This window comes from Fructobacillus apis (assembly GCF_023893635.1).
In the GTDB taxonomy this organism is placed as follows: Bacteria; Bacillota; Bacilli; order Lactobacillales; family Lactobacillaceae; genus Fructobacillus; species Fructobacillus apis.
In genome coordinates this window covers 110,902-131,302 of the sequence record NZ_JAMWYK010000002.1, presented here as the reverse complement: position 1 = coordinate 131,302, position 20,401 = coordinate 110,902, and the positions used below count along the sequence as shown (strand labels likewise).

Genomic DNA, 20,401 nt, shown 5'->3' with positions numbered 1-20,401 from the left:
TTGGTTTACGCTTCTTGATCCTTGAAGATCCAGAACTTGTTCTTTAAGAACGTTGCGACCGCTGGGTAAAGGGAGGCACAGAAGACAACCCATACGTAGGCCAAGAGGAAGGCCCCGATTGTATCCGTCAAGAAGTGAGCGGAGAAGTACAAGCGGGAAAGCATCGTCATCAAGGCAACGGTCAACATGAACCACTTCACCAAGATGCGAACAACTGGCTTTGTGATGTTTGGTGTCACCAACAAGAACATCACGAAGATGGTCACCCACATGGCCATCACGTGCTGTGATGGGAAGGATGCACCGTTGTCGGTGAGCATGTGGCCGATTGGACGGTCACGGTGAACAATGATTTTAATGATTTGCGTGAAGACCACCGCACCAAAGACCGTGATGATGGTCCAAAGGGATGGCAACTTCAAGTCTGCCAAGAGCAAGACCAAGGCCAAGAGCACACCGTAGAACAGGTTCATGGCAGGTGAGCCCAAGAAAGTTGAAATGGACATGATCACGTCACCGTATGGCGTTTGAATCCCTGTCATGAAGAAGCGAACGGCTTCGTCCATGTCTGCCGGGAATGAGGCGTTAATGCCAATCAAGACGGCCAAGACAATAAAGAGCAAGGCTGCCAAGAGAGCGTGGCGGCGCTGTTTATTTTGTACGGAAATAATCATAGTAATTCTCCAGAGATGTTTGTACTTATTTTAAGTATAAAGATTTCTAAGGTACAAGACAAGGAAAAGGGCGTAATTAACCCGATTTTTAAGCAAAAAAAAAGTTAGCCAGAGGCTAACGATTTTTACTTCGTGTTAGGAATTTCAGTCGTCTTTCCCTTAGCCCATTGTTGCAATTGGGCGATAGCTGATTGACGCTTCTTCTTCTTTGCGTCGTGTCCCACCTTGCGGGCACGTGCAAATGAATTCAATGGTGTACGTTGTGACATAATGGCACTCCTTATATTTAAACTTTTAAATCTTTCGAACAGATTTGATTATACCCGAATCGAAAGGGGTTTTCAAGTGTTATAATACTTGTTATGGAGAATTGGAATCAACAAACAATTGAAGATTTTCGACACGACCTTTTAACCTGGTACGACCGGGAAGGACGGGCGCATCTCCCTTGGCGACAAAATCAGGATCCCTATCGGATTCTAGTTTCCGAGCTCATGCTCCAACAAACCCGTGTTGATACGGTAATAACTTATTTTAACCGATTCATGGATGCTTTGCCAACGGTTCAAGACCTGGCAGAAGCACCCGAAGAACAGGTTTTGAAATTGTGGGAGGGTCTTGGTTATTACTCCCGCGCCAAGAACTTACAAAAAGCGGCAAAGGTTGTCGCCTTTGATTTGAAGGGGAACTGGCCGGAGTCATACGACGACCTACTATCCCTGCCAGGGGTTGGTCCCTACACGGCAGCCGCTGTTGCTTCCATTGCCTTTGGTGAAGTGGTGCCGGCCATCGACGGAAATTTCTTCCGTGTGTTCTCACGTTTGCTAAAGATTGACGATGACATCGCCAAGCCCAAGACGCGTCGCGTCTTTTACGACATTGTTGAACCAATCGTTGACCCAGAACGTCCGGGCGACTTTAACCAGGCCATCATGGACTTGGGTACTTCTTATATGAAGACAAAGGATCCGGACACCTTACACTCACCCGTAAAAAAGTACAACGCCGCCTACCGCGACGGAGTAGAGGAACAGTACCCGGTAAAGACCAAGAAGAAAAAGCCGGTTTTGCAACGCTACCAAGCGCTCGTTGTGGAAAACGAGGCCGGTGACTTGCTTTATGAACAGCGTCCAGAGACAGGACTGCTCTCCGGATTTTGGACTTTTCCTTTACGAGCGGTTGAATCCGTGGAAGAATTAGAAGGTGAGCAGTTAACCATTAAGCCGGTCGTTCACGTCTTCTCCCACCGCAAGTGGGAAATCTGGCCGGTGCGGGTGAAAGCCCCCGAAACATTGGAAGAAAACCAGGCCTTCCTCTCAACGGATAAACAAAACGAGTTGGCCTTGCCTAAGGTACAACACAAATTACTACAAGCAATCAAGGAGCAATAAATGTTTCCAAACGATAAACTTAAGCACCTCTTTTTCTGGACAATTGAGCTTTTGGCTTTAGCCAGCCTCGCCTTCATCGTCTTCCGCTTTGACTTTTTGATGAAGCCCATCGCGGTCTTTGCCGAAACGGTCTTTTTGCCCCTTTTGATTTCAGGTTTCTTCTACTACTGTTTGAAGCCATTAATGCAATTGATTCAAAAGATCAAAATTGGCTCCTTCCAAATGCCACGAGGGATTGCGGTGATCATCACCTTCGCCCTCTTCTTGTTCGTGGTTATCGGGGGAATAATGATTTTCGTTCCGATTATCCTAAACGAAATCTCAAACCTGTTGAACGCGTTGCCAAACGTGGTCCACAACATTCAAGACTACGTGAAGGACATGATTCAACAACCATGGTTCAAGCGCTTAAACTTGTCTGTATCAGACGATGACATCAAGAATGCGGTTTCTCAGTACTCAACTTCCTTCGTTAAGATTACGGCTGGTACGTTGACGTCTGCCGTTGGTACAATCACGTCCTTCACCATCATGGCGTTGACGGTTCCTATCATCTTGTTCTACATGTTGTCTGACTCAAACCGCTTGCTTCCTGCCGTTCAGAAGTTCTTCCCAAAGAGTCGTGGGGAAGACGTGATGGAATTGGGGATGCAATTGGATAAGACAATCGAGCGTTACATCTCTGGCCAGGCCATTCAGATGTTGTTCGTCGGCTTTGCCATGTCCATCGGGTTCGGTATCATCGGTTTGCCTTACATCTGGTTGCTCGGATTCATTGCCGGAGTGGCCAACATCGTACCTTACGTTGGGCCATTCATCGGAATCGCGCCGGCGGCCATCGTTGCCCTTTCAATGGACTGGAAGATGCTGATTGGAATGGCCATCTTGATGGCCATCGTTCAGCAGGTGAACGGATCGATCATCTACCCAGCCTTGATTGGAAACGCCCTGAAGATTCACCCGCTCACGGTGATGTTGCTCTTGTTGGGCGCAGGTAACCTCTGGGGAATGATGGGAATGATCGTTGTCGTCCCATTCTACGCGATTGCTCGGACGATTTTGCTCTACGGTATCAAGCTGCACGCCACGCGGAAAGAAGACGCGGTGGTCTCAAACATCATTCAAAAAGACATTGACGAAGAGTTAATGAACTAAGAAAAGGCGTTGCGAAAGCAGCGCCTTTTTACTTAAAAAAGAACGATTTTAGACTACTAAAATAAAGCCGGAAAAGTCCGAACCGACCTTGACCAAAGGGGCGAAATCCAGTATTATGTAATAGTTGCTTATGACATGCGGATGTGGCGGAATTGGCAGACGCGCTAGATTTAGGTTCTAGTGGATTATATCCGTGCAGGTTCGATTCCTGTCATCCGTATTCGAAAATTCGTTGAGATTTTCGTTGCGTGAATCCCTGTCATTTGCTACAATTATTGAGTACCAATTTTGCCGACTTAGCTCAGTTGATAGAGCACCTCACTAGTAATGAGGGGGTCAACGGTTTGAGTCCGTTAGTCGGCATTTTCATAAGTTTTTAGCGATATTGATAAAGCCCGGTGTAATCACATTAAACGTGATTGCGCCGGGCTTTTCTTTTTGTTTTTAAATTTAGTTTTTCTTGTTTATTCTGTATTTTTCTGTATTATTATCAAATTTTTATCACACATTTATCACACTTTTCCAAACGTGTGTGACATGATGTCAGTTGACTTTGATTGCTCTTCTTTTTCTTGGACAGATAGAAGGTGTGTGTAAGTTTTTATTGTGGTGGCAATATCACGGTGTCCAAGGCGCTTTGAAACATACTTGATGTCAACACCTTGACTTACTAGAAGAGATCCGTGAGAGTGTCGTAGAGCATGGAATGATACTTCCTTAATACCAGTGTCACTGATTGCTTTATGTAATGTCTTTGTGATTCCGTAGTTGCTTACTTTGGCGATAGGTCCTTCGATTCCTTCAAGTCGTGATAACAGCTTATCATCGATTGAAATCACACGGTTGGATGACACTGTCTTAGTAGTCGTTATCTTTCCATATTGGTTCATGGCCTTATTGATATTGATTGTTTTCTTTTCAAAATCAACATCGTCAGCAGTCAGGGCCTTAATCTCTCCAATTCGCATACCAGTATGGATTGCGATTAGGATAGCCAAGTAAGAAGTGGCGTGCGGATAGTGATCTAGCTTAAACTGAACATAACGATCAAGTTTAGCCAGTTCATCCGCTTCAAGATACTTGTCTTCTTTCTTCTTTCCCTGCTCTCCAGTAAGGCTAACCATGACCGTTGGGTCTTTACTGATAATTCCATCGGCAAAAGCAGACTTGAGCGCCTGGGTTAGGTGGTTCTTACGCTTGGCCACAGTTTCCTTTTTGCGTCCCTTTCCAAACTCATTGATAAAACGCTGAAAGTCGGTTCTAGTGAAGTCAACCAGTCGTGCTTTCGGTATGTACTTGATGAGGTTGTCGAGCGTGTTTTGGTACTGATAACGAGTAGCAGTAGCCAAATCAGACTTATATGTCGAGATGAACTCTTCAAAGTATTCGGACAGAAGCATATTTTCATATTTATTCTTTTTGATAACGCCTGCCTGCATGTCAGCAGCCCATTTTTCTGCCTCACGTTTTGTCTTGAACCCTTGTTTTGTCTGGCGTTTTTTATCCACATAAACAATGGCACGCCATTTTCCAGACTTTGCTTTTTCAAATGAAGCCATGTTTTTCTCCTTTTTGGTCAAATAAAAAGGCTATAAATAGCCTCTTAACTATATATCTAAGTGTGTTTGCTCAGTTGCTAATTCGGTATCAATATAAAATGTTTTTGTATTGATATAGTGACGAATAGTATCCACATTTTGAAGATATTCTTTAAATCCTTTGTTTAATATACTGGATAGTATTAAATATGGAGTAGGATACTTAATTAGTTTTAACAAAGCTAAAACGGTCCACATACTAGTTTGACCGTATCCTTCATCATATTTTTCTCTAGTGATACCAAACTTGTCATGGAAGTAACGATTATATTTAATGCATGGCTTGCCGCCCGGAAGCGTAGGCATATATGAATATACCTTACCTCCATGTGCTGATTTGTTTCTAAATTGCTTAACCAATTTCAACATTTGTGTAAATAGGTCTTTTCCAGAATTATTATTTAGATTATCAAAGGCTTCGTCACTTAATAAGTGTTTCATTACTTTTGTTTTTAGTCTTGGTTTAAGCAATTCATACCATGAGATTATATTACCGAAATCAAGAAACTTGACCATTATCCAAGGAGCAACGTTATTATTTTCAGTTCGTACTTGATTCAAAAGCGGATCATCATCAGCAAAAGCAACTTTCGAAAATTTAGATATTAGATTATTTAATGGACGGGGGCCTGTTCTTGGAAAACGGAAATTTCTCTTGTCTAAATATTTGCTTTGATGACTACCGTATTCTTCACACCAGGTTTTTATCACAGCTTGTCTTAACAATCCCTCAAAAATCGTTGATGATTCTTGTACTTTATTTCGTATATCAGCACCAAAACAGAATAATGAATAAATGTAAAAGAAACTAGTCCCTTCAATATACTTTCCGTCAACCATAAAAGGTTCAGAATTGTCAGAAATGATTTCATAATACCCAAACTCGTTTATTCTATACTTTGCACTTTCTTCATCATCAAACAGCAAATTACGCTGTTTTAAAATTTGTATTTGTTGATCTACATCTTGGTATTTTTTTGACATAAAAAAAGCTCCTATACAATATGTATAGGAGCTCCCCTGAGTGTGCTACACTCGATCTCTATACATATTAAATCATTTGATTTATTAATAGTCAATATATATCTGTTAGAAAGTATCTTTAACAGAACTATATCCCCAAAATATCCTTCTTCTCATAGAATGATATGTACGCCCAAAAGGGCATATTATTATTTAACTAATGAAGACTTTGTGAATGAAACGGAACTAACCCACTTTGGGTCACCATTGTCTCCGCCCATGATCATGGCATTGCTGAACTTACCTTGCACAGTAATAGTGGAACCGGGTTGAATTGAAAGAGCTTCGTCCTTATTCGATTCTTTAAAGTTAAACGAAAGTGATTGCTTTTCAAATTCATTGCCATCAACAGTTCCAGCGTCGATAGTCACATCATGACCACCTAATACGCCATCTTTCACATCAGTAACCTTACCAGTAACTTGGGTTGTTTTTCCCTTGTAAATGGCGTCTGCTTGTGATGAAGTCTTTTGAGTGTAGTTAGCAACAATTTCTTCCGGAGTAGTCTTGATTACGTTTGTTGCTTGTGACTTTTTTGTTCCAGAACGGTTGGAAGACTTATCCGAATCTGAACCTCCGGCGGCACTTCCTGCAACTAAAACAACTAAAATAACAACAATCCAAAACCAAACTCGCTTGTAGAATGGCTTCTTTTGTACATATGTTCGTCCGTTTTCGTCAGTAATCTTCTTGCTCACGATAATTTCTCCTCTCAGCTTTTAACGTGGTTCCGTTCTGCACGTAAGTATGTTTAGTTATTAGTTTTTGACATACTCCTTTGCGATAATTCAAATTCAGAATTTTCTGGGGTATCATGCCACTCTATTGTTATGTTTTTTTTATCTTGGATAAATTTTTTAATATCATCTAGAGATACATTAAAGTATTCTTTCCTATTGTTGATGTGGTTAACCCGATTATCAGTGAATTCTTGGTGTAGTTCGCTTTCAAGTTGAAAAGCATCTTCTGAAAAAATGAGAGCATGTACATCGAATTTAAATGGAACAGATGCACTTCCGAGTTCATCAATTCGGTCCATAGGTGTTAGTCGGCGTGTAACACCTATTTTATAAACATCTTTTCCAAAGGAGCCAACATTACTGATGATATAAACATAGCCAGCTTTTGAGTTAGATATTCTGTAATCTAGTTCTTTAGCATCATCATCAAGTTGTTTTAATTTTGATTTTAAGTTGTTGATTTGTTCTTCGATATCTTCGCTATATTCCTGTTCTTCTAATTTTGATAAAGCATTTTGATATTGAGTGCGTTCTTTTTGAATTATTTTCTGCTGATTTTCGACTTCTTTTTGAAGTTTCTTTTCTTCAATTTCACGCTGCCTTTGCTCTTTTAGAATATCTTTTTCTTCTTGTTTTTTTAAAGCATATTCAACAGATAACGTAAGTTCATCTAGTTTTAGGTTTAAATACGGGACTGATATTTTAACAAATGAAGATTTTTCAAAAAGATTATTTAATTTTTCATAACTCTTTTTTAATGATTCGATCTTTTTGTTGTAATTATTAGCATTGACTTTATTTATTATTCCTGTTGCTTCACCGTTAAAAGCACGTATGATTGCAGAACCGCTTTTATTCTGCATTGCTCTTCCCTTAGATATTGAACCGTTGAATGTGTATGTTTCGGTAATTAAAAAAGCACTTTTTTCCTTAACGAGTTGTTTTTCAGAGTCTGTTATGTTTTTTAACTTTTCTTTTAGCACTAAGCTGTCAATGAATTGGTAAGTTGGTTGATAAAAGCCCAATTCAATATCACTTTGAAGTGAACTTAATTCTTTGGTTGCTTCATCGATCTTTTTGTCCAATTCATTGATTTGATTGCTTTTATCATTAATAATCTTATCGAGCTTTTCTTTTTTTGAAGTAATCTTATTCTCTAAAATTTCAATTTTCTTTTCTAGTTGCTCATCTTTTTTCCTGTTAAATAAACCCATAGTTACTCCTTTGATGATAATTTAGAAAGATGATTGCTGATGGACTAACTTACCAATAATTTGAATTGGGGGTTGTCCATTGTCAACGTCTTCTTTGCTGTACTCGAATGGTTTGAAGTTAGGTAGCCAGCTATTTGGCTCAAAACGAATGCGATCAGGGTACTGGTACACGTGTTTGAGTGTAGCAGTTTCTCCGTCAATAATGACCCCACAGATGTCACCGTTAGTAATTTCACATTTATCGATTTTTGCAAGAATAGCGATAGCACCATTGGGCACAACTTTGTTCATACTTTCTCCGTTAACACGAAGTCCGATTAAATTGTCTTTACCATAACGTTCGACAAGGTCATCGTCTATCTTTACGTGTCCCTCAATATCTTCCTTAGCTCCTTCGGGGTATCCTGCAGATATACGACCATAGATAGGAATAGACACGGTAGATGGGATAGAGCTGATGGGTAACTCGTTGGGAATGTTTTCAACAATTCCAGCCATTTTAAAAACAACACTTTTATCGACTCTTAATCCATGTGCAATTTTTTCAAGAGTACTAGGCTTAGGAATACTCCGACGAGCATTCTCAACTTGAGATAAGTATGGTTGAGATACTCCCGCTTGTAGTGCGGTTTGACTTATGCTGAATCCTTTTTGTTGACGAAGTTCGCGCAGATGATATCCGAACTCTTGATTAGATACTTTCATGTGTTCCCCTTTGTAACTAATAGTATATAGTAGCTTTTGCAAAAGTTAATAATATTGTTATAAAAAAGTTATTGCAAAAATATATAATTAGTTATACAATAAATACATAAGTTAATGAAAGGAGGTAATCATAGCGGTGAGTTGGAAGATTAAAGATACAGAAAACTGGCAACAATTATTGAGTAATCATGGATACAGCGAATCTTCTTTAGCTCGTGAAGTTGGTGTAACATACCAGTCTATGTGGAGATACCGAAAAAGAGGTGATGCCATGAGGCCTGAAAATGCCCGAAAAATTTCCCATTTACTTGGTGGAAATATCAAGGATTTTTTTTATCAATAATCTATTGCAAAAATATATAAAAGGAGGCCAACATGGCAAACGAAGTAAAGGTGTTTGACAACCTAAAAGTCAAAGAAGAAAACGGACAAGTTTTGTTCGATGCAGAAACAGCGGCTGTTGGGATTGGGATTACAACTTTTGCCAAAAGTGGCAAAAAATATGTCCGGTGGTCTCGAGTACGTGAATACCTAGATTCCCCACGAGTGGGGAAAGGCGATTTTATCACCGAACCTCAATTGTATAAGTTAGCCATTAAAGCTAATAGTCAACAGGCCGAAAAGTTTCAAGACTGGGTAACTGATGAAGTCCTGCCAAGCATTCGAAAGACTGGTAGTTATTCGGTACAGAAAGATCCAATGGCAATTCTTGCAACAACTTTTGAAGCGTTGAAACAGCAGGAGGATAAGCAGACTCAGTTGGAACAACGCTTCGACAAGTTTGAAGACGACCAGGAAATTCGTAGTTGGGAGCAACAAGAATTATTAAATCTTCGTCGTAATCGAGTGTTTGCAATCTTAGGTGGTAAGTATAGCCAAGCGTACAAGGAACTTTCTAGTGAAGTATTCCATGCTATTGCCAAGGACTTTAAGCAACAATTCAGTGTTCCACGTTATAACGCACTGCCACGAAAGTATTTTGAAGAAGGTAAGCGTTTCTTGAATCGTTGGGAGCCGAACAACCTGCTTGATTTGGCAATTCGTGGTGCTAACCAAGAACAGCCAGCGTAAAGGAGGAAACATGAAAGATAAATTCGTTGTTGATCGTGTTGTTCAAGATGAAGATGGCTATCAAGTTTTTGCAACATTAACGCTTAGCAGACGAAAACGAAAAAAGCTTTGCCAGTATAGAAAAACACTAACAAAGCTTAAAAAAATCATGAATGAAATTGAGGAACTGTGATTTGAAACAGCAAAAAGAATTCAAAGAAAATACGTTGGAGTCAATCGGTAGATATTTTGAGGATTGGAATTTAGACCAAGTAAAAGTCAAACGAGTTTTTGATGAAAAAAATAAGCCAACCAATGAGGTTGACTACATTATCTCAATGTCACGAACTAGTCGTGAATGATTGAAGTACGTAAGCACGTCCTGAGAGCGACAGACGACCATCAAATGTAAAAGGATTGAAATGGCAAGCAACTTACTTGAACAAATAACAATTTTATTCTGCCTGATTGAATTTGCTATAGGTCGGTTCGTTGAAAATATGTTTTCAAAATTTCTTTTGGGGTTTCTGGGTATTTTAGTTTTCTCGCTAATATGTTGGCTTCTTCTAGGGTAGACGTAATTAATTGGTTAAAGGTGGTATTTAACTCAATTCTTTCACGGCGATCAGCACTATCATAGTGACCTTCGAGGATGATCAATGACAATTCAAACTTTCTATAGGATTCAATCATTACTGGAGAGGCTAAGTGAATATTTGAAGCAATTAAGTCGCTTACTCTTCTATAAGATTTGACAGGCGTTCTTACCATCAACGAATCGATATAAGGTTTTGAAGGTAAAAGCTGAATGACTTCTTTCATAACTGGAGCATAAAAATAAGAATAAATTTGTTTATTTGCTTCCCGTTTAGCACCGATTCGATTTGTAAATAATCCAATTAAAAATGAAGCGATAACAGATACTACTGGAACTAAAAACGATGTAATTGTTTCCAAAATATTTACTCCTTTCAATTTACTAGGCACTGCACTGCCAGTAACTAAAGGATAACAAAAGAAAGGTTAACAACATGAAAAAAGAAGATGAAGAATATCCAGAATGGATGAATCCAATATTATTCGTGACTAGTTTCTTTACTGGAGTTGTGATAGCCATCTTATTATCCTTGCTAACCAACTGAATATATTCGGCAGTGATCCCCCTATGAAACCGAGTAGTGCAGGGACCGCAATATTCCAAACTATTTTGTTTTTCCGAGTTAGTTTTTTCAAATCAAAATAAGTTTTTCCAGAAGTTGTTGCGTAGTAAAGGGCTTTAGCTACTTGTTTCACATACCCATTATTTAATAATTCTGATAACGCAATTTCAGTATTTTCATCATTTTGGAGTGGTGACTTCCTGAATATCTCGCCTTCTGAAATATGAACATTTGATGAATCGAAAGAATCAAACTCATTATTTACGAATTTTTTTAGTAGTAGCTCAGCGTTTTTTGTAAGCATTGTAGTCTCCATTTTTACTGTGACAAATGTTTGTAATTAAAGGATACCAAAAGAAAGGGGGTCAGAGTATGGCTAGCAAAGTAATGAACGTTCCTCCACTTCGTCCAGACGGGTACCGAACGTTCACGATTAGCGGACTTGCTGAAGCAATGCAGGAGTCGCGTACTTATGTTGAGCAGCTTGTTATGCAACCTGGTTTCCCATATTTCCAAATAGATGGGATGAAGAATAAAAAGTACCTGGAATGCGAAGTATGCAAGTGGATGCGTGAAAACGTGCGCTATGTACACCAGGTTTAGAAAGGAAGTGATGGAATGACTAATAGCATGTTTTGGAATGAAGTTATCGGATGGATATTCACAACGGGAGCAGTAGCAAGTTTTATCTACTTGGTTACTCTTTCGCTGGATAAAAAGCCGTTATTTGGCGATAACGATACCGATCGAGACATTGCAAATAATGAGCGCAAGAAAGCGCAACGTTTGTACAAGCAACAGAAAAAAGCTCTCAAGGCTGCAACCAAGAGAGCTAAGGCATAAAGTTTCCCAGAAAGAAATTTATGCCTCTAGTATATCACGGAGGATAAAAATGACAATTGAAAACAGCATGTTGATGTACCCAGAAAACACGCAACGGCGCGAACGGTATGAAGAGTTGCAGGATGCAATTTACGCCAAACGTGATGAAATCAATGATCTGAAAAGCACTAAGGAGGACTTGGAGGCTGTAATCGACGAGAAGTACGAAGAGCTAGGCGATTTGGAACGGGAGGTAACTGAACTATGACGGAAGTAATTACACTGCCGGAAAACAACATTAAAGATGGCAAGATTGAGTTCAAGAACTTGGATCAGTACTTGGCCATGGTTAATAAGTATGTTGAGTATGGCAACAACTTTGTCGTAACAGAAGAAACAATGAAGGTTGCTAAGGACGAAAAAGCGCTGATTAACAAGATGGTTAAGGAGTCCGCTTCAAGGCGTTCTGACATTGAAAAAAATATGCTTGCTCCTTGGCTACCAGTTAAGGAACAGATGATGAATGCCGAGAAGAAGCTTAAGTCAGCCGGTAATAATATCAAGGTTCAACTCGATAAGTACACAGAAGAATTGAAGGAAAAGTGGCGGGCTAATATCAATTTGTACATTGAAAGCCAGTATCAAGATACGCCATATGAACCACGGATCCCTATTGATGAAAAGTGGCTGTACAAGAAAAACTTCAATGGCCTTGAGCCAAAGGATAGCTTTATTGATAATGAGCTAACGCCAGCCATCATGACTGATAAGGCGAACCAGAAGACTGAACAGAATGAAGTCAACATGGTTAAGGAGTTTGCTAGTCAATTGAATGTCAACCCAGCCCCTTACATCAAGCAACTGGATAGTCATTCACTACCTGATGTTATTGAAGGTATGAAGTTCGATGTGCGGATGGCTAACCAACAACGAGAAGCGCAGGAAGCGGCGCAACGTGCTGAGCGTGAACGGGCTATCTCACAAGCGCAGACAAAGCAAGTTGACGAAGAGACAGGCGAAGTGATTAAGCCTGTTGAAGAACGCTATGACCGTTCATTTAAGGTGTTTGCATGTACTCGAGATGAGTTGCAAGAGATTTCCGACTTCTTGAATGGTAAGGGTATCCAATTTCAAGGAACTAGTGAAGGTTAGGAGGATTCGGCATGACTGAAACAAAATCAGTATTTAAGACGCTGAGTGAAATTGATGTCAAAGACCATATCGACAAAAAAGGAAACTTTAGCTACTTGTCTTGGCCTTGGGCAATCTCAGAAGTGATGAAACGCTATCCAGATACGACGTATCGTGTTAAGAAGTCAGAGAATGGCGATTTGTATACCGGTAATAATCAATCTGGATTCATGGTGTCTACTGAAGTGACAATCGACGGCAAGACCCTAGAAATGTGGCTTCCAGTAATGGACATGCGTAACAAATCATTGATGAAGCCAACAACAACTGATGTTAACAAGGCAGTTATGCGCTGCTTGGTCAAAAACTTAGCGATGTTTGGACTGGGTCTTTATATTTACGCCGGAGAGGATTTGCCAGATGTAGAGCCAGAAAAAATAACTAAAGAGCAGGCGAATATTCTCGATATAACCATCCAGAATACGGAAAAGGTGACTGGAAAACCATTACTGAATTGGTTTACTAAGCAACTTGGTGTTGCGAAGATTAGTGACCTTACCGAGGACAATTACAAGGCAGCCGAAAGGTTTGTTAACGAAACCCTAGAAAAGGCAAAGATGAAAGCAGAAGTAAAGAAAGAGGAGCAAGAAGCATGATTAACCGAGTTGTATTAACTGGACGATTAACTAAAGACGTAGAGGTCAGATATACGCAGTCAGGCGTTGCGGTTGGGTCTTTCAACCTAGCAGTCCAACGTACATTTAAAGACGCTAATGGCGAACGAGAGAGCGACTTTATCAACGCAGTTATTTGGCGTAAGGCCGCCGAAAACTTTGCCAACTTTACTGGTAAGGGGGCGCTTGTGGCCATTGAAGGCCGGTTGCAGACACGTAACTATGAAAACAATGCGGGCCAACGTGTCTATGTAACGGAAGTAGCAGTCGATAACTTCTCATTGCTTGAGAGTAAGGCAGAGTCAGAACACCGTCGTCAACAAAATGGAGCAAGCAATAATCAACAACGTCCACAACAGGGTTCTAATAACCCATTCCAGGATCAACAGGGCGTAGACATTTTAGATGACGACATGCCATTTTAAGGAATTGGTATAGCTATGAAACAAAACGAAATAAATGAATTAAAAGTTCTTAGTTCGAAAAATTATTTAAGCCGAGAAGAAGCAAACAGAATGAATTCACTTTCACACGAATATCATGTTGAGTTTGGATATCCAAAAGGGAAACGCCCAAAGATTTCTAAAAGAAAACGAAATCTTGTTTTTGAAAAATATAACGGGATTTGTGTTTATTGTGAGAATTCTGTTAGTAAAGATAAATTTCATGTAGAACACAAGCAACCACTTGCCAAAGGTGGAAATAACGAATTGGCAAACTTGGCTGTTAGTTGCCAGGAGTGCAATTTGAGAAAGGGAACAAAAACTTTTTCAGAGTTTTTCAAGGATTGTTAATTGGGAAGTTCAAAATTATTGATTCAAGAAAGCCCAATGCAGTTCCAACCAGGATTGGCAAAACTGTTAGGAGGCGCAGACAAAGCAATCGTTCTTCAACAAGTTCATTACTGGGTTGAGCGTTCAGGAAAAGAATTCGGTGGACAAAAATGGATTTGGAACTCGATTTCAGAATGGAATAAACAGTTTAACTGGTTGTCAGAAAAAACAGTAAAACGAATTTTCAACTTTTTAGTAGAACAAAATTTTCTGATTACCGGAAATTTCAACAAGCAACGATTTGATCGTACAAAATGGTACACAATCAACTACAAACGCCTAAACGAAGCAATGGGACAATTTGACCCTATCGAAGATACCAAACGGGACAATCGAAAGGGACAATTTGACCCTATCGAAGAAGACAAATTGACCTCATCTGATGGGGACAATTTGACCCTTTCAGAAGGGGACAATTTGACCCGACCAATACCATTAGATTACCAAGAGAATAACCATAAGACTTCTTCAATAAATAAGGCGCAAGAAAATGAGCCCTTAATTGACCCCATGTTGGCTTCAAAAATGTTGGCTGCTTACAACAAGGAAACCGGACGGAATAATGAAAACACAGGTACGTTCTCGTCGTTAGCGATGAAGAATGTATCGCTTGAGGATTTCCAAGACGTGTTGAATTACATGGTCACGAGATACTCTGATATTGAGTACATCACTGTTCAATCGTTGGTCAATAAGTTTGAAAAACATTTAGACAGCGCTAAGGAGCGTGGATTTGTTGGTGGAGTAATGCCTGAGAAGAAAGTCAAGCCTAAACCAGGACAAAAGCAAGAGCCACCAATGTCTAAGAATGTGGCGCCTATTGCTAGCGAAACGGACAAGGCGGACATCAAAGCAGCTCTTGAACTGATGAAGGGGTACAAGACACACGATTAGGAGGGAGAACACGATGAACAAAGGAATATCGCACAGTAAGAAATTTGAAAAATATATCGAAAAAACTTATCTCGATCAGGTTGTTTACAAGTTCAGCAATGGCTATGGTGCAAGCGTTGTTTTCCATTTTGGTAGTTACGGATATGAAAATGGATTGTGCGAAATAGCTGTTTTGAAGTTCGACGATAATGGCCGCTATGATATTTGCTACACCACGCCGATTACTGAAGACGTTATTGGATATGCCGATGACAAAACTCGTGATGAGGTACTTAAACAGATTAAGGAGTTGCCAAAATGATTTGGTGGATTATTTATTTTGTGTTGTGGGCATTTGCATTAGCGATTGTTGGCCTGCTGTTGACTATTTTGTACCCGTTGGTCAAGTTTGCGATGACATACGATCCATACGGTGACCGCAAGCCGGACAAGCGAGACAAAAAGAAGGTGAAGTAATGTGGAGTTGCCAGGTAAGTTACTAAGCAGGCGTGGGTCTGTCGTCACAATAGAGCTAGAAAGCCCAGATAAGCTGTATGAGCTCGATAAAGTGCAGGATAGTGTAATCACACTAAACATACAAGATGGACGTTCTGCGAGCCCTAAACAGCGTAATTTTGCATTTGCTCTTATCGGCGATATTGCCAAAGCTGAAATTGGTGGTAAATGGGCAGGCGAACCTGAACTGATTAAGCGGGCATTCTACTTCGCCATGGATATGTTCTATGGCATCGAGGACTTTAGCTTGTCAAACGGTCGGGGAAATATGTCGGATGCCAACACGTTTATCAACATGCTGCTGGAGTTTTGCTTGCAGCATAACGTGCCACTAAGCAAGAGGCCACTAGACAACTTAGACGACCCTGCCATTGCTCGATATGAGTATGCATGCCTGATGAACAAGCGGTGTGTGATTTGCGGACTGAAAGCAGACCATCACCACATCACAGGTAGCAAGGTGGGTATTGGAAACGACCGCAAAAAGATTAACCACAGAGGCCGGCACTTGATTGCCTTGTGTCGAGAACATCATGACTTGTTCCATCACGAGGAGAAAGAGCGCATGGCTGAATATCATTTGCAGGGCGTTCCTGTGGACGAAAAAATTGCACAGATTTATCACTTGAATTACTGGTGATATTGAAATTGGTATATGTGTAATTTGAAAGGGGAAAACATGATTAACGCAATTATAGTATTAGCTGCTTCTACTTTTTTAGAAGCGATTCCTTGTTTCATTTGGTACAAGATTGGATTTAAAAGCGGCCAAAAAGACATGATCAATAAGATTGTACGAATTGCAGAAAAAACTAAAAAAGAAAAGGGCGTTTGATTATGACTAAAAAATTCACTGAAGAAGAATATCAGAAGATTGTTGATTGCTTCGATAAGGTAAACAAAGAATACAACATGGGATTGATGAACCCTAATTTGTTGATTCAAATCCAAGATGAGTTGTTTTGGGGATTTGATTTTATCAACGATTGGGAAAAGATTTTTGCGATTGCCAATCCCGCAACCCGTAATGAAGCAAAAGAACAGTTCGTTGAGAAAGAGAAAAAGTACTTTTGGAAAAGTAAGAATGCTGATAAAAACGGAAAAGAAATCTTCATCACTGTTGGCCCAGAAGGTTACCCGTCATTAGAAACGGATATTACATGGCATGCACTGACGGAGAGAGAAATTAGGAAATGGGGCTACAACCCAGACATGTTCTACAAGGAAGAGGTGTAGTGAATGCAAAAATGGAAAGTTGAATTTTATGGCGAGGGTACATCTTGGGAATATACAGGGTTATCTTTTGCTGCTGCGGAAAAAAAGGTTGATAGTTGTCCGCAAGAATACATGGCGTTCATGGCACCTTATGACGAAGAGGAGAAGTGATGAACGAAATGGAAGAGGTGGAGTGATGAGCGATGACGTTGGTATCATTCACGACATTTTTGGGGTCGATGAAGCCATCTACTTGCCAACAAAAATGCACGAAGTAATGCTTGATAAAGACAGACGAGAAGAAGCGTTTAGTCGTTATATCAAGGAGTATTCTTGCGATCCATCTGTTGACGGATTTCATGACTATTACATGGCCGAACAAGCAGAAAGGAAGACTAACAAGCAAGACTTTACGCCAAATGCGGTTTCTGACTTGGTAGCCGGATTAACTGGTAGCAATCACGCTAACTTTGTCTTTGAACCAACAGCGGGTACTGGCGGAATGATGATTCGTAACTGGTGGGAAGGTATTCAATCACTTGGACCACTTGGAATGTTGTTTCATAAACCAAGCTCCAAATTCTATTGGTTAGAGGAGCTGTCAGACAGGGCTATTCCGTTCTTATTGTTTAACGCAGCAATCCGGGGAATTAATGCCGTCATTGTTCATGGTGATAGTTTGAGCCGGGAAGTTAAGAACATTTACTTTGTTCAAAACACGGAAGATGAACCATTCGCTCACTCAAGTATTAACGTCATGCCACGGACTGATGAGGTTAGGCGTTATTTCAACGTAGATGATTGGGTAGGTGAACCGCTTGAACACATTGAGGACGAGTTAGAACTAGATGGTATTCGCATATTGGCAAATAGTTAGGAGGAAGCTAAGACGTGGAAACGATAAAGATTGAGTTTGACATCAAGCCACAGCAACAGGCTCGTCCTCGTATTGGCATGAAGAGTGAGTACAACCGGTCGAAGATGTACACGAAGCGGAAGCCATACTTGTACGATCCGAAGAAGGTGGTTGAGTACAAGAAGCGACTGGCTTACCTAGCCAATCTTGAAAAGAGCGTGAACTACTTCGAGCCGTTAAGTGGGGCGCTGGCACTGACCGTGACATTTTACATTCTGCCGCCTAAGTCACTTAGCAAGGTTAAGCACGCAATGGCTCTTATTGGCGAGCTGTTGCCTTTTAAGAAGCCAGACCTTAGCAACTACATTAAGAGTACCGAGGACGCCTTAAATGGCATTCTGTGGAAGGACGATGCCATGCTGTGTGACATCAACGCTAAGAAGCGGTTTAGCGACGAAGAGAAGATTGTCATTGAGGTAAGCAAGATTAACGATAATCAGTATTAAAGGGGGTGATTAATTTGGCGGACGAAATTGACCGATATTTTAAGGCATGTATCTCAGGTAAAATTGATTCACTAATCAAGTGTCGAATCAAAAAATTAGAGGAAGATACTGGTAGTGCAGATGAGAACTATGGCGGAGGAAGAGTTCAAAACGTCAACGTTGCCAAAAATGGCATTGAAAATCGAATCATCAAAAAGACGGACGACTGGAATATTGCGCAGTGGAACAAGGACAAATGGAACGTGAATCAGTTTATGCTTACGCTAACTCAACATGAACAACAACTTCTTCTAATGCGATACCGACGTAAGCCTTACAGTTGGGATAAAGTGGCCAAAGAACTCTACAAATCAAAGCGTCAGTGCTACAACGACTTGAAGCGAATCAAGCAAGAATTTTCAGAAGGGGCTTACTGGGATCCATCATTCCTGTGGAAAACTTTGTAGTGTCAAAAGACTTCACTTTTATTGCACTTTTTATCCTAAAAAACGTGGTATATTTGTATTGTGGTTATTTCAGATAGATAGGGAATGAGCAGACATGTTTTCTTGTTCATATGCTCTCTTGTTTATAGTTATTTCGCAAATTTGTGAACTCATTTCCTGGTTGGAATAGCCACGGTACATATCGGTGGTTAAATGTGGCGTTCAATCTCGTTAATTCGAGGAAAAAGAATGACCCAGTCGGATTGGTGCCTTGCCGGCTGAAATATATGTTTACTGAATATATGCCTACCAATGGGTGCATTGGATATGCAGGGTCGCTCCCTGTGTACATAACGAACTATTTCCAATAAGGAAATGGTTCTTTTTATTTGGAGGAAGTTATGGAAAAAATCGTCTTCAAAAAAGAAAAAATGAACAACCAACTACCTGAAACTTTGTATGCGGTTGAAAGTCATATGGGTGGTGTTTATTTTGAAGACACTGATTTAGATGTAGACGATGATTATTCATGTAGTGCTGACGACCCTTATTATTGTGAGACCTGTTGTGATAGTGACTGGCCTCTTGGTCCAATTGATACACCATTAGAGATGTTAGCACTACTAGTTGAACGATATGACTGGCGTGAGGACATTAGGGAGATGTCCGATGAAGACGTTTCGGATTGCTTGGTTCGATTTATTGACGATGGTGGTGATGAGATTGTTGTTGAAAAGAAAGATTTTAACGATGCGGTACAGTCGTTGATTGAATACAGAGAAAGTGAGAAACAAAACGCAGGAGGTGAGTCATGAAAGACTATTTGAAATTTAAGTTCACTAAAACAATGGCACACATTGCTAATGTGGCGGCTTACATGTTATTAGGTGGTCTACTTGCCGGATCATGTGGTGTTATGATCATTGGCGCTAAAATGCTGTGGTTTGGAGTGACATTCTAGCTATGGAAGTCAGTAGTGAAGTGGCAGCACAGTATCTGCCTAAGGAAGTCGTTCGGAAGATACAGTCAACGGAAGTTAACCAGCGTGAGATTAAGAAGAGCGACCGCAGTATGGAAGACAGAAAAAGACGACATGCAGCAATGCGTGATGAGTTGAAGAACAGTAGCATGTATGCAAAGCACATGAGTTGGTTATAAATGGTATATTAGTTCCTGAATAATATTTTTAGGAGAGTATGCTATGTCGATTCTTTATACTATATTACAAATTGTGGGTATGTTAATTTTAATATTTGCTGTGGTAACAATTAAACAGATACCATCGGCAGTATCGAAAAAGTAAGTGACGAGCGGTCCTTTTATAGTAGCAAACAACTGCAAATTGATAATTATTTTCGTCAAAGTAATGGTAAGAATATGCAAGAAGTATTGCGTGAGTGGGTTAAAATCATTAATGATGTTGACCATTCTGTTATGCAAAAGCCAAGAGATTTGCAGAATTTATTAAATCAGACATTGACCTATTCATCTGGAAAGACGATTAAATTAATTGGAATATTTTTGCAATCAGTTTATAAAAATGGGGATGAAATTACCGATGATGTTAGCCAGCTTGTATATGTTGCATTAATTGTTGAAAATCTAAAAATCGATTTCACTGGTGAAAAAATTGATGCAATCGATCTATTAAAAGTGAAATATAATGATTATGATCAGCAAAAAGAAGCTTTGTTAACTGCAGAAAAAGAGATAAAAAGACGTTTAGAAAGTGAAGTCTAAATGAATGATATTATTACACAATATGCAATAGGCATGATACTTGTTGCTGTGCCTGTTTTTTATTTATTTTATAAAGTTTATAAATGGTTAAAAAAATGAT

The 20,401-nt window shown here is 39.9% G+C and carries 36 protein-coding genes and 2 tRNA genes; 29 read left to right on the top strand and 9 right to left on the bottom strand.

Annotated elements, in window-relative coordinates:
• Positions 1–5 precede the first annotated feature (5 nt).
• Together NFX39_RS02475 and NFX39_RS02470 are read right to left on the bottom strand one after the other, a co-directional pair.
• A complete protein-coding gene (locus NFX39_RS02475; protein ID WP_252442693.1) occupies positions 6–674 on the bottom strand; it encodes a phosphatase PAP2 family protein in 669 nt (222 codons plus the stop codon).
• A gap of 125 nt (positions 675–799) precedes the next feature.
• Positions 800–943 carry a hypothetical protein gene (locus NFX39_RS02470; RefSeq protein ID WP_252442691.1) on the bottom strand — a complete coding sequence of 48 codons (144 nt, stop codon included), beginning with the start codon at positions 941–943 and terminating at the stop codon, positions 800–802.
• Positions 944–1,036: 93 nt separating this feature from the next.
• Between NFX39_RS02470 and mutY the strand changes: the two genes are divergently transcribed.
• The 4 genes from mutY (at position 1,037) to NFX39_RS02450 (ending at position 3,583) form a co-directional block, all read left to right on the top strand.
• A complete protein-coding gene (gene mutY / locus NFX39_RS02465; protein ID WP_252442690.1) occupies positions 1,037–2,065 on the top strand; it encodes an A/G-specific adenine glycosylase in 1,029 nt (342 codons plus the stop codon).
• Positions 2,066–3,220, top strand: coding sequence for an AI-2E family transporter (locus NFX39_RS02460; RefSeq protein WP_252442688.1), 1,155 nt, complete (start codon positions 2,066–2,068; stop codon positions 3,218–3,220). It abuts the gene before it with no gap.
• A 137-nt stretch (positions 3,221–3,357) separates the two neighbouring features.
• Positions 3,358–3,440, top strand: a tRNA-Leu gene (locus NFX39_RS02455).
• A 70-nt stretch (positions 3,441–3,510) separates the two neighbouring features.
• A tRNA-Thr gene (locus NFX39_RS02450) sits at positions 3,511–3,583 on the top strand.
• 149 nt (positions 3,584–3,732) lie between these two features.
• Here NFX39_RS02450 and NFX39_RS02445 read toward each other — a convergent pair.
• From NFX39_RS02445 to NFX39_RS02425, 5 genes are all read right to left on the bottom strand, one after another.
• Positions 3,733–4,779, bottom strand: coding sequence for a tyrosine-type recombinase/integrase (locus NFX39_RS02445; RefSeq protein WP_252442687.1), 1,047 nt, complete (start codon positions 4,777–4,779; stop codon positions 3,733–3,735).
• 48 nt (positions 4,780–4,827) lie between these two features.
• Positions 4,828–5,802, bottom strand: a complete 975-nt coding sequence (locus NFX39_RS02440) for an Abi family protein (protein WP_252442685.1) — start codon at positions 5,800–5,802, stop codon at positions 4,828–4,830.
• Positions 5,803–5,990: 188 nt separating this feature from the next.
• On the bottom strand, positions 5,991–6,539 hold the full coding sequence (locus NFX39_RS02435; protein WP_252442683.1) for an OB-fold putative lipoprotein: 549 nt from the start codon (positions 6,537–6,539) through the stop codon (positions 5,991–5,993).
• Between the two features lie 53 nt (positions 6,540–6,592).
• Positions 6,593–7,795: an SNIPE associated domain-containing protein gene (locus tag NFX39_RS02430; RefSeq protein ID WP_252442682.1), complete on the bottom strand. Its 1,203-nt coding sequence runs from the start codon at positions 7,793–7,795 to the stop codon at positions 6,593–6,595.
• A 21-nt stretch (positions 7,796–7,816) separates the two neighbouring features.
• Positions 7,817–8,500 (bottom strand): LexA family protein, encoded by a 684-nt coding sequence (locus tag NFX39_RS02425; RefSeq protein WP_248648591.1) that lies wholly within the window; start codon positions 8,498–8,500, stop codon positions 7,817–7,819.
• A gap of 136 nt (positions 8,501–8,636) precedes the next feature.
• Between NFX39_RS02425 and NFX39_RS02420 the strand changes: the two genes are divergently transcribed.
• The 4 genes from NFX39_RS02420 to NFX39_RS02405 are packed head-to-tail and all read left to right on the top strand — an operon-like array spanning position 8,637 to position 9,912.
• Positions 8,637–8,843 (top strand): helix-turn-helix domain-containing protein, encoded by a 207-nt coding sequence (locus tag NFX39_RS02420; protein WP_248648592.1) that lies wholly within the window; start codon positions 8,637–8,639, stop codon positions 8,841–8,843.
• Positions 8,844–8,875: 32 nt separating this feature from the next.
• Positions 8,876–9,571 (top strand): ORF6C domain-containing protein, encoded by a 696-nt coding sequence (locus tag NFX39_RS02415; RefSeq protein ID WP_252442681.1) that lies wholly within the window; start codon positions 8,876–8,878, stop codon positions 9,569–9,571.
• 10 nt (positions 9,572–9,581) lie between these two features.
• Positions 9,582–9,743: a hypothetical protein gene (locus NFX39_RS02410; protein ID WP_252442680.1), complete on the top strand. Its 162-nt coding sequence runs from the start codon at positions 9,582–9,584 to the stop codon at positions 9,741–9,743.
• Between the two features lies 1 nt (position 9,744).
• Positions 9,745–9,912 (top strand): hypothetical protein, encoded by a 168-nt coding sequence (locus NFX39_RS02405; RefSeq protein ID WP_252442679.1) that lies wholly within the window; start codon positions 9,745–9,747, stop codon positions 9,910–9,912.
• Between the two features lie 115 nt (positions 9,913–10,027).
• Here the strand turns inward: NFX39_RS02405 and NFX39_RS02400 are convergent, their stop codons facing one another.
• Positions 10,028–10,507, bottom strand: a complete 480-nt coding sequence (locus NFX39_RS02400; protein ID WP_252442677.1) for a hypothetical protein — start codon at positions 10,505–10,507, stop codon at positions 10,028–10,030.
• A gap of 138 nt (positions 10,508–10,645) precedes the next feature.
• Positions 10,646–11,014: a hypothetical protein gene (locus NFX39_RS02395; RefSeq protein ID WP_252442675.1), complete on the bottom strand. Its 369-nt coding sequence runs from the start codon at positions 11,012–11,014 to the stop codon at positions 10,646–10,648.
• 68 nt (positions 11,015–11,082) lie between these two features.
• On the opposite strand from NFX39_RS02395, the gene NFX39_RS02390 reads away from it, so the two are divergent.
• The 21 genes from NFX39_RS02390 (at position 11,083) to NFX39_RS02290 (ending at position 20,301) form a co-directional block, all read left to right on the top strand.
• Complete coding sequence (locus NFX39_RS02390; RefSeq protein WP_241587405.1) at positions 11,083–11,313, top strand: hypothetical protein; 231 nt, start codon at positions 11,083–11,085, stop codon at positions 11,311–11,313.
• A 15-nt stretch (positions 11,314–11,328) separates the two neighbouring features.
• The gene (locus tag NFX39_RS02385) at positions 11,329–11,553 is read left to right on the top strand and encodes a hypothetical protein (protein WP_252442673.1); all 225 of its coding nucleotides are present in this window, start codon (positions 11,329–11,331) and stop codon (positions 11,551–11,553) included.
• 49 nt (positions 11,554–11,602) lie between these two features.
• The gene (locus tag NFX39_RS02380; RefSeq protein ID WP_252442671.1) at positions 11,603–11,800 is read left to right on the top strand and encodes a hypothetical protein; all 198 of its coding nucleotides are present in this window, start codon (positions 11,603–11,605) and stop codon (positions 11,798–11,800) included.
• On the top strand, positions 11,797–12,684 hold the full coding sequence (locus tag NFX39_RS02375; RefSeq protein ID WP_252442669.1) for a DUF1351 domain-containing protein: 888 nt from the start codon (positions 11,797–11,799) through the stop codon (positions 12,682–12,684). Before NFX39_RS02380 ends, NFX39_RS02375 begins: the two co-directional genes overlap by 4 nt.
• An 11-nt stretch (positions 12,685–12,695) precedes the next feature.
• Complete coding sequence (locus tag NFX39_RS02370) at positions 12,696–13,319, top strand: Sak single strand annealing protein (RefSeq protein ID WP_252442667.1); 624 nt, start codon at positions 12,696–12,698, stop codon at positions 13,317–13,319.
• A complete protein-coding gene (ssb, locus tag NFX39_RS02365; protein WP_252442665.1) occupies positions 13,316–13,762 on the top strand; it encodes a single-stranded DNA-binding protein in 447 nt (148 codons plus the stop codon). Before NFX39_RS02370 ends, ssb begins: the two co-directional genes overlap by 4 nt.
• Before the next feature lie 15 nt (positions 13,763–13,777).
• On the top strand, positions 13,778–14,131 hold the full coding sequence (locus NFX39_RS02360) for an HNH endonuclease (protein ID WP_248648604.1): 354 nt from the start codon (positions 13,778–13,780) through the stop codon (positions 14,129–14,131).
• Positions 14,132–15,064 (top strand): hypothetical protein, encoded by a 933-nt coding sequence (locus NFX39_RS02355; RefSeq protein WP_252442664.1) that lies wholly within the window; start codon positions 14,132–14,134, stop codon positions 15,062–15,064.
• Positions 15,065–15,077: 13 nt separating this feature from the next.
• The gene (locus NFX39_RS02350; RefSeq protein WP_252442662.1) at positions 15,078–15,365 is read left to right on the top strand and encodes a hypothetical protein; all 288 of its coding nucleotides are present in this window, start codon (positions 15,078–15,080) and stop codon (positions 15,363–15,365) included.
• Entirely contained in the window at positions 15,362–15,520 is a 159-nt protein-coding gene (locus NFX39_RS02345; RefSeq protein ID WP_252442660.1) for a hypothetical protein, read from the top strand. The genes NFX39_RS02350 and NFX39_RS02345 overlap by 4 nt, the downstream gene beginning before the upstream one ends.
• 1 nt (position 15,521) lies before the next feature.
• Entirely contained in the window at positions 15,522–16,199 is a 678-nt protein-coding gene (locus NFX39_RS02340; protein WP_252442658.1) for a putative HNHc nuclease, read from the top strand.
• A gap of 39 nt (positions 16,200–16,238) precedes the next feature.
• Complete coding sequence (locus NFX39_RS02335; RefSeq protein ID WP_252442656.1) at positions 16,239–16,394, top strand: hypothetical protein; 156 nt, start codon at positions 16,239–16,241, stop codon at positions 16,392–16,394.
• A 2-nt stretch (positions 16,395–16,396) separates the two neighbouring features.
• The gene (locus NFX39_RS02330) at positions 16,397–16,795 is read left to right on the top strand and encodes a hypothetical protein (protein ID WP_252442655.1); all 399 of its coding nucleotides are present in this window, start codon (positions 16,397–16,399) and stop codon (positions 16,793–16,795) included.
• A 3-nt stretch (positions 16,796–16,798) separates the two neighbouring features.
• Positions 16,799–16,945, top strand: coding sequence for a hypothetical protein (locus NFX39_RS02325; protein ID WP_252442654.1), 147 nt, complete (start codon positions 16,799–16,801; stop codon positions 16,943–16,945).
• Positions 16,946–16,970: 25 nt separating this feature from the next.
• The gene (locus NFX39_RS02320) at positions 16,971–17,651 is read left to right on the top strand and encodes an N-6 DNA methylase (RefSeq protein WP_252442653.1); all 681 of its coding nucleotides are present in this window, start codon (positions 16,971–16,973) and stop codon (positions 17,649–17,651) included.
• A 14-nt stretch (positions 17,652–17,665) separates the two neighbouring features.
• Positions 17,666–18,136: a RusA family crossover junction endodeoxyribonuclease gene (locus NFX39_RS02315; RefSeq protein WP_252442652.1), complete on the top strand. Its 471-nt coding sequence runs from the start codon at positions 17,666–17,668 to the stop codon at positions 18,134–18,136.
• Positions 18,137–18,150: 14 nt separating this feature from the next.
• On the top strand, positions 18,151–18,582 hold the full coding sequence (locus tag NFX39_RS02310) for a RinA family protein (protein ID WP_252442650.1): 432 nt from the start codon (positions 18,151–18,153) through the stop codon (positions 18,580–18,582).
• 380 nt (positions 18,583–18,962) lie between these two features.
• A complete protein-coding gene (locus NFX39_RS02305; RefSeq protein WP_252442649.1) occupies positions 18,963–19,376 on the top strand; it encodes a hypothetical protein in 414 nt (137 codons plus the stop codon).
• On the top strand, positions 19,373–19,522 hold the full coding sequence (locus tag NFX39_RS02300; RefSeq protein WP_252442647.1) for a hypothetical protein: 150 nt from the start codon (positions 19,373–19,375) through the stop codon (positions 19,520–19,522). The genes NFX39_RS02305 and NFX39_RS02300 overlap by 4 nt, the downstream gene beginning before the upstream one ends.
• A gap of 2 nt (positions 19,523–19,524) precedes the next feature.
• Positions 19,525–19,719, top strand: a complete 195-nt coding sequence (locus tag NFX39_RS02295; protein WP_252442645.1) for a hypothetical protein — start codon at positions 19,525–19,527, stop codon at positions 19,717–19,719.
• A gap of 219 nt (positions 19,720–19,938) precedes the next feature.
• Entirely contained in the window at positions 19,939–20,301 is a 363-nt protein-coding gene (locus tag NFX39_RS02290; RefSeq protein ID WP_252442643.1) for a hypothetical protein, read from the top strand.
• Positions 20,302–20,401 lie beyond the last annotated feature (100 nt).

Bases quoted from the DNA above. Each gene is read 5' to 3' on its own strand.
- NFX39_RS02475 (WP_252442693.1), bottom strand. From the start codon at position 674: ATGATTATTTCCGTACAAAATAAACAGCGCCGCCACGCTCTCTTGGCA.
- NFX39_RS02470 (WP_252442691.1), bottom strand. From the start codon at position 943: ATGTCACAACGTACACCATTGAATTCATTTGCACGTGCCCGCAAGGTG.
- mutY (WP_252442690.1), top strand. From the start codon at position 1,037: ATGGAGAATTGGAATCAACAAACAATTGAAGATTTTCGACACGACCTT.
- NFX39_RS02460 (WP_252442688.1), top strand. From the start codon at position 2,066: ATGTTTCCAAACGATAAACTTAAGCACCTCTTTTTCTGGACAATTGAG.
- NFX39_RS02445 (WP_252442687.1), bottom strand. From the start codon at position 4,779: ATGGCTTCATTTGAAAAAGCAAAGTCTGGAAAATGGCGTGCCATTGTT.
- NFX39_RS02440 (WP_252442685.1), bottom strand. From the start codon at position 5,802: ATGTCAAAAAAATACCAAGATGTAGATCAACAAATACAAATTTTAAAA.
- NFX39_RS02430 (WP_252442682.1), bottom strand. From the start codon at position 7,795: ATGGGTTTATTTAACAGGAAAAAAGATGAGCAACTAGAAAAGAAAATT.
- NFX39_RS02425 (WP_248648591.1), bottom strand. From the start codon at position 8,500: ATGAAAGTATCTAATCAAGAGTTCGGATATCATCTGCGCGAACTTCGT.
- NFX39_RS02415 (WP_252442681.1), top strand. From the start codon at position 8,876: ATGGCAAACGAAGTAAAGGTGTTTGACAACCTAAAAGTCAAAGAAGAA.
- NFX39_RS02410 (WP_252442680.1), top strand. From the start codon at position 9,582: ATGAAAGATAAATTCGTTGTTGATCGTGTTGTTCAAGATGAAGATGGC.
- NFX39_RS02395 (WP_252442675.1), bottom strand. From the start codon at position 11,014: ATGCTTACAAAAAACGCTGAGCTACTACTAAAAAAATTCGTAAATAAT.
- NFX39_RS02390 (WP_241587405.1), top strand. From the start codon at position 11,083: ATGGCTAGCAAAGTAATGAACGTTCCTCCACTTCGTCCAGACGGGTAC.
- NFX39_RS02385 (WP_252442673.1), top strand. From the start codon at position 11,329: ATGACTAATAGCATGTTTTGGAATGAAGTTATCGGATGGATATTCACA.
- NFX39_RS02380 (WP_252442671.1), top strand. From the start codon at position 11,603: ATGACAATTGAAAACAGCATGTTGATGTACCCAGAAAACACGCAACGG.
- NFX39_RS02375 (WP_252442669.1), top strand. From the start codon at position 11,797: ATGACGGAAGTAATTACACTGCCGGAAAACAACATTAAAGATGGCAAG.
- NFX39_RS02370 (WP_252442667.1), top strand. From the start codon at position 12,696: ATGACTGAAACAAAATCAGTATTTAAGACGCTGAGTGAAATTGATGTC.
- ssb (WP_252442665.1), top strand. From the start codon at position 13,316: ATGATTAACCGAGTTGTATTAACTGGACGATTAACTAAAGACGTAGAG.
- NFX39_RS02360 (WP_248648604.1), top strand. From the start codon at position 13,778: ATGAAACAAAACGAAATAAATGAATTAAAAGTTCTTAGTTCGAAAAAT.
- NFX39_RS02350 (WP_252442662.1), top strand. From the start codon at position 15,078: ATGAACAAAGGAATATCGCACAGTAAGAAATTTGAAAAATATATCGAA.
- NFX39_RS02345 (WP_252442660.1), top strand. From the start codon at position 15,362: ATGATTTGGTGGATTATTTATTTTGTGTTGTGGGCATTTGCATTAGCG.
- NFX39_RS02335 (WP_252442656.1), top strand. From the start codon at position 16,239: ATGATTAACGCAATTATAGTATTAGCTGCTTCTACTTTTTTAGAAGCG.
- NFX39_RS02330 (WP_252442655.1), top strand. From the start codon at position 16,397: ATGACTAAAAAATTCACTGAAGAAGAATATCAGAAGATTGTTGATTGC.
- NFX39_RS02325 (WP_252442654.1), top strand. From the start codon at position 16,799: ATGCAAAAATGGAAAGTTGAATTTTATGGCGAGGGTACATCTTGGGAA.
- NFX39_RS02320 (WP_252442653.1), top strand. From the start codon at position 16,971: ATGAGCGATGACGTTGGTATCATTCACGACATTTTTGGGGTCGATGAA.
- NFX39_RS02305 (WP_252442649.1), top strand. From the start codon at position 18,963: ATGGAAAAAATCGTCTTCAAAAAAGAAAAAATGAACAACCAACTACCT.
- NFX39_RS02300 (WP_252442647.1), top strand. From the start codon at position 19,373: ATGAAAGACTATTTGAAATTTAAGTTCACTAAAACAATGGCACACATT.
- NFX39_RS02295 (WP_252442645.1), top strand. From the start codon at position 19,525: ATGGAAGTCAGTAGTGAAGTGGCAGCACAGTATCTGCCTAAGGAAGTC.
- NFX39_RS02290 (WP_252442643.1), top strand. From the start codon at position 19,939: ATGCAAGAAGTATTGCGTGAGTGGGTTAAAATCATTAATGATGTTGAC.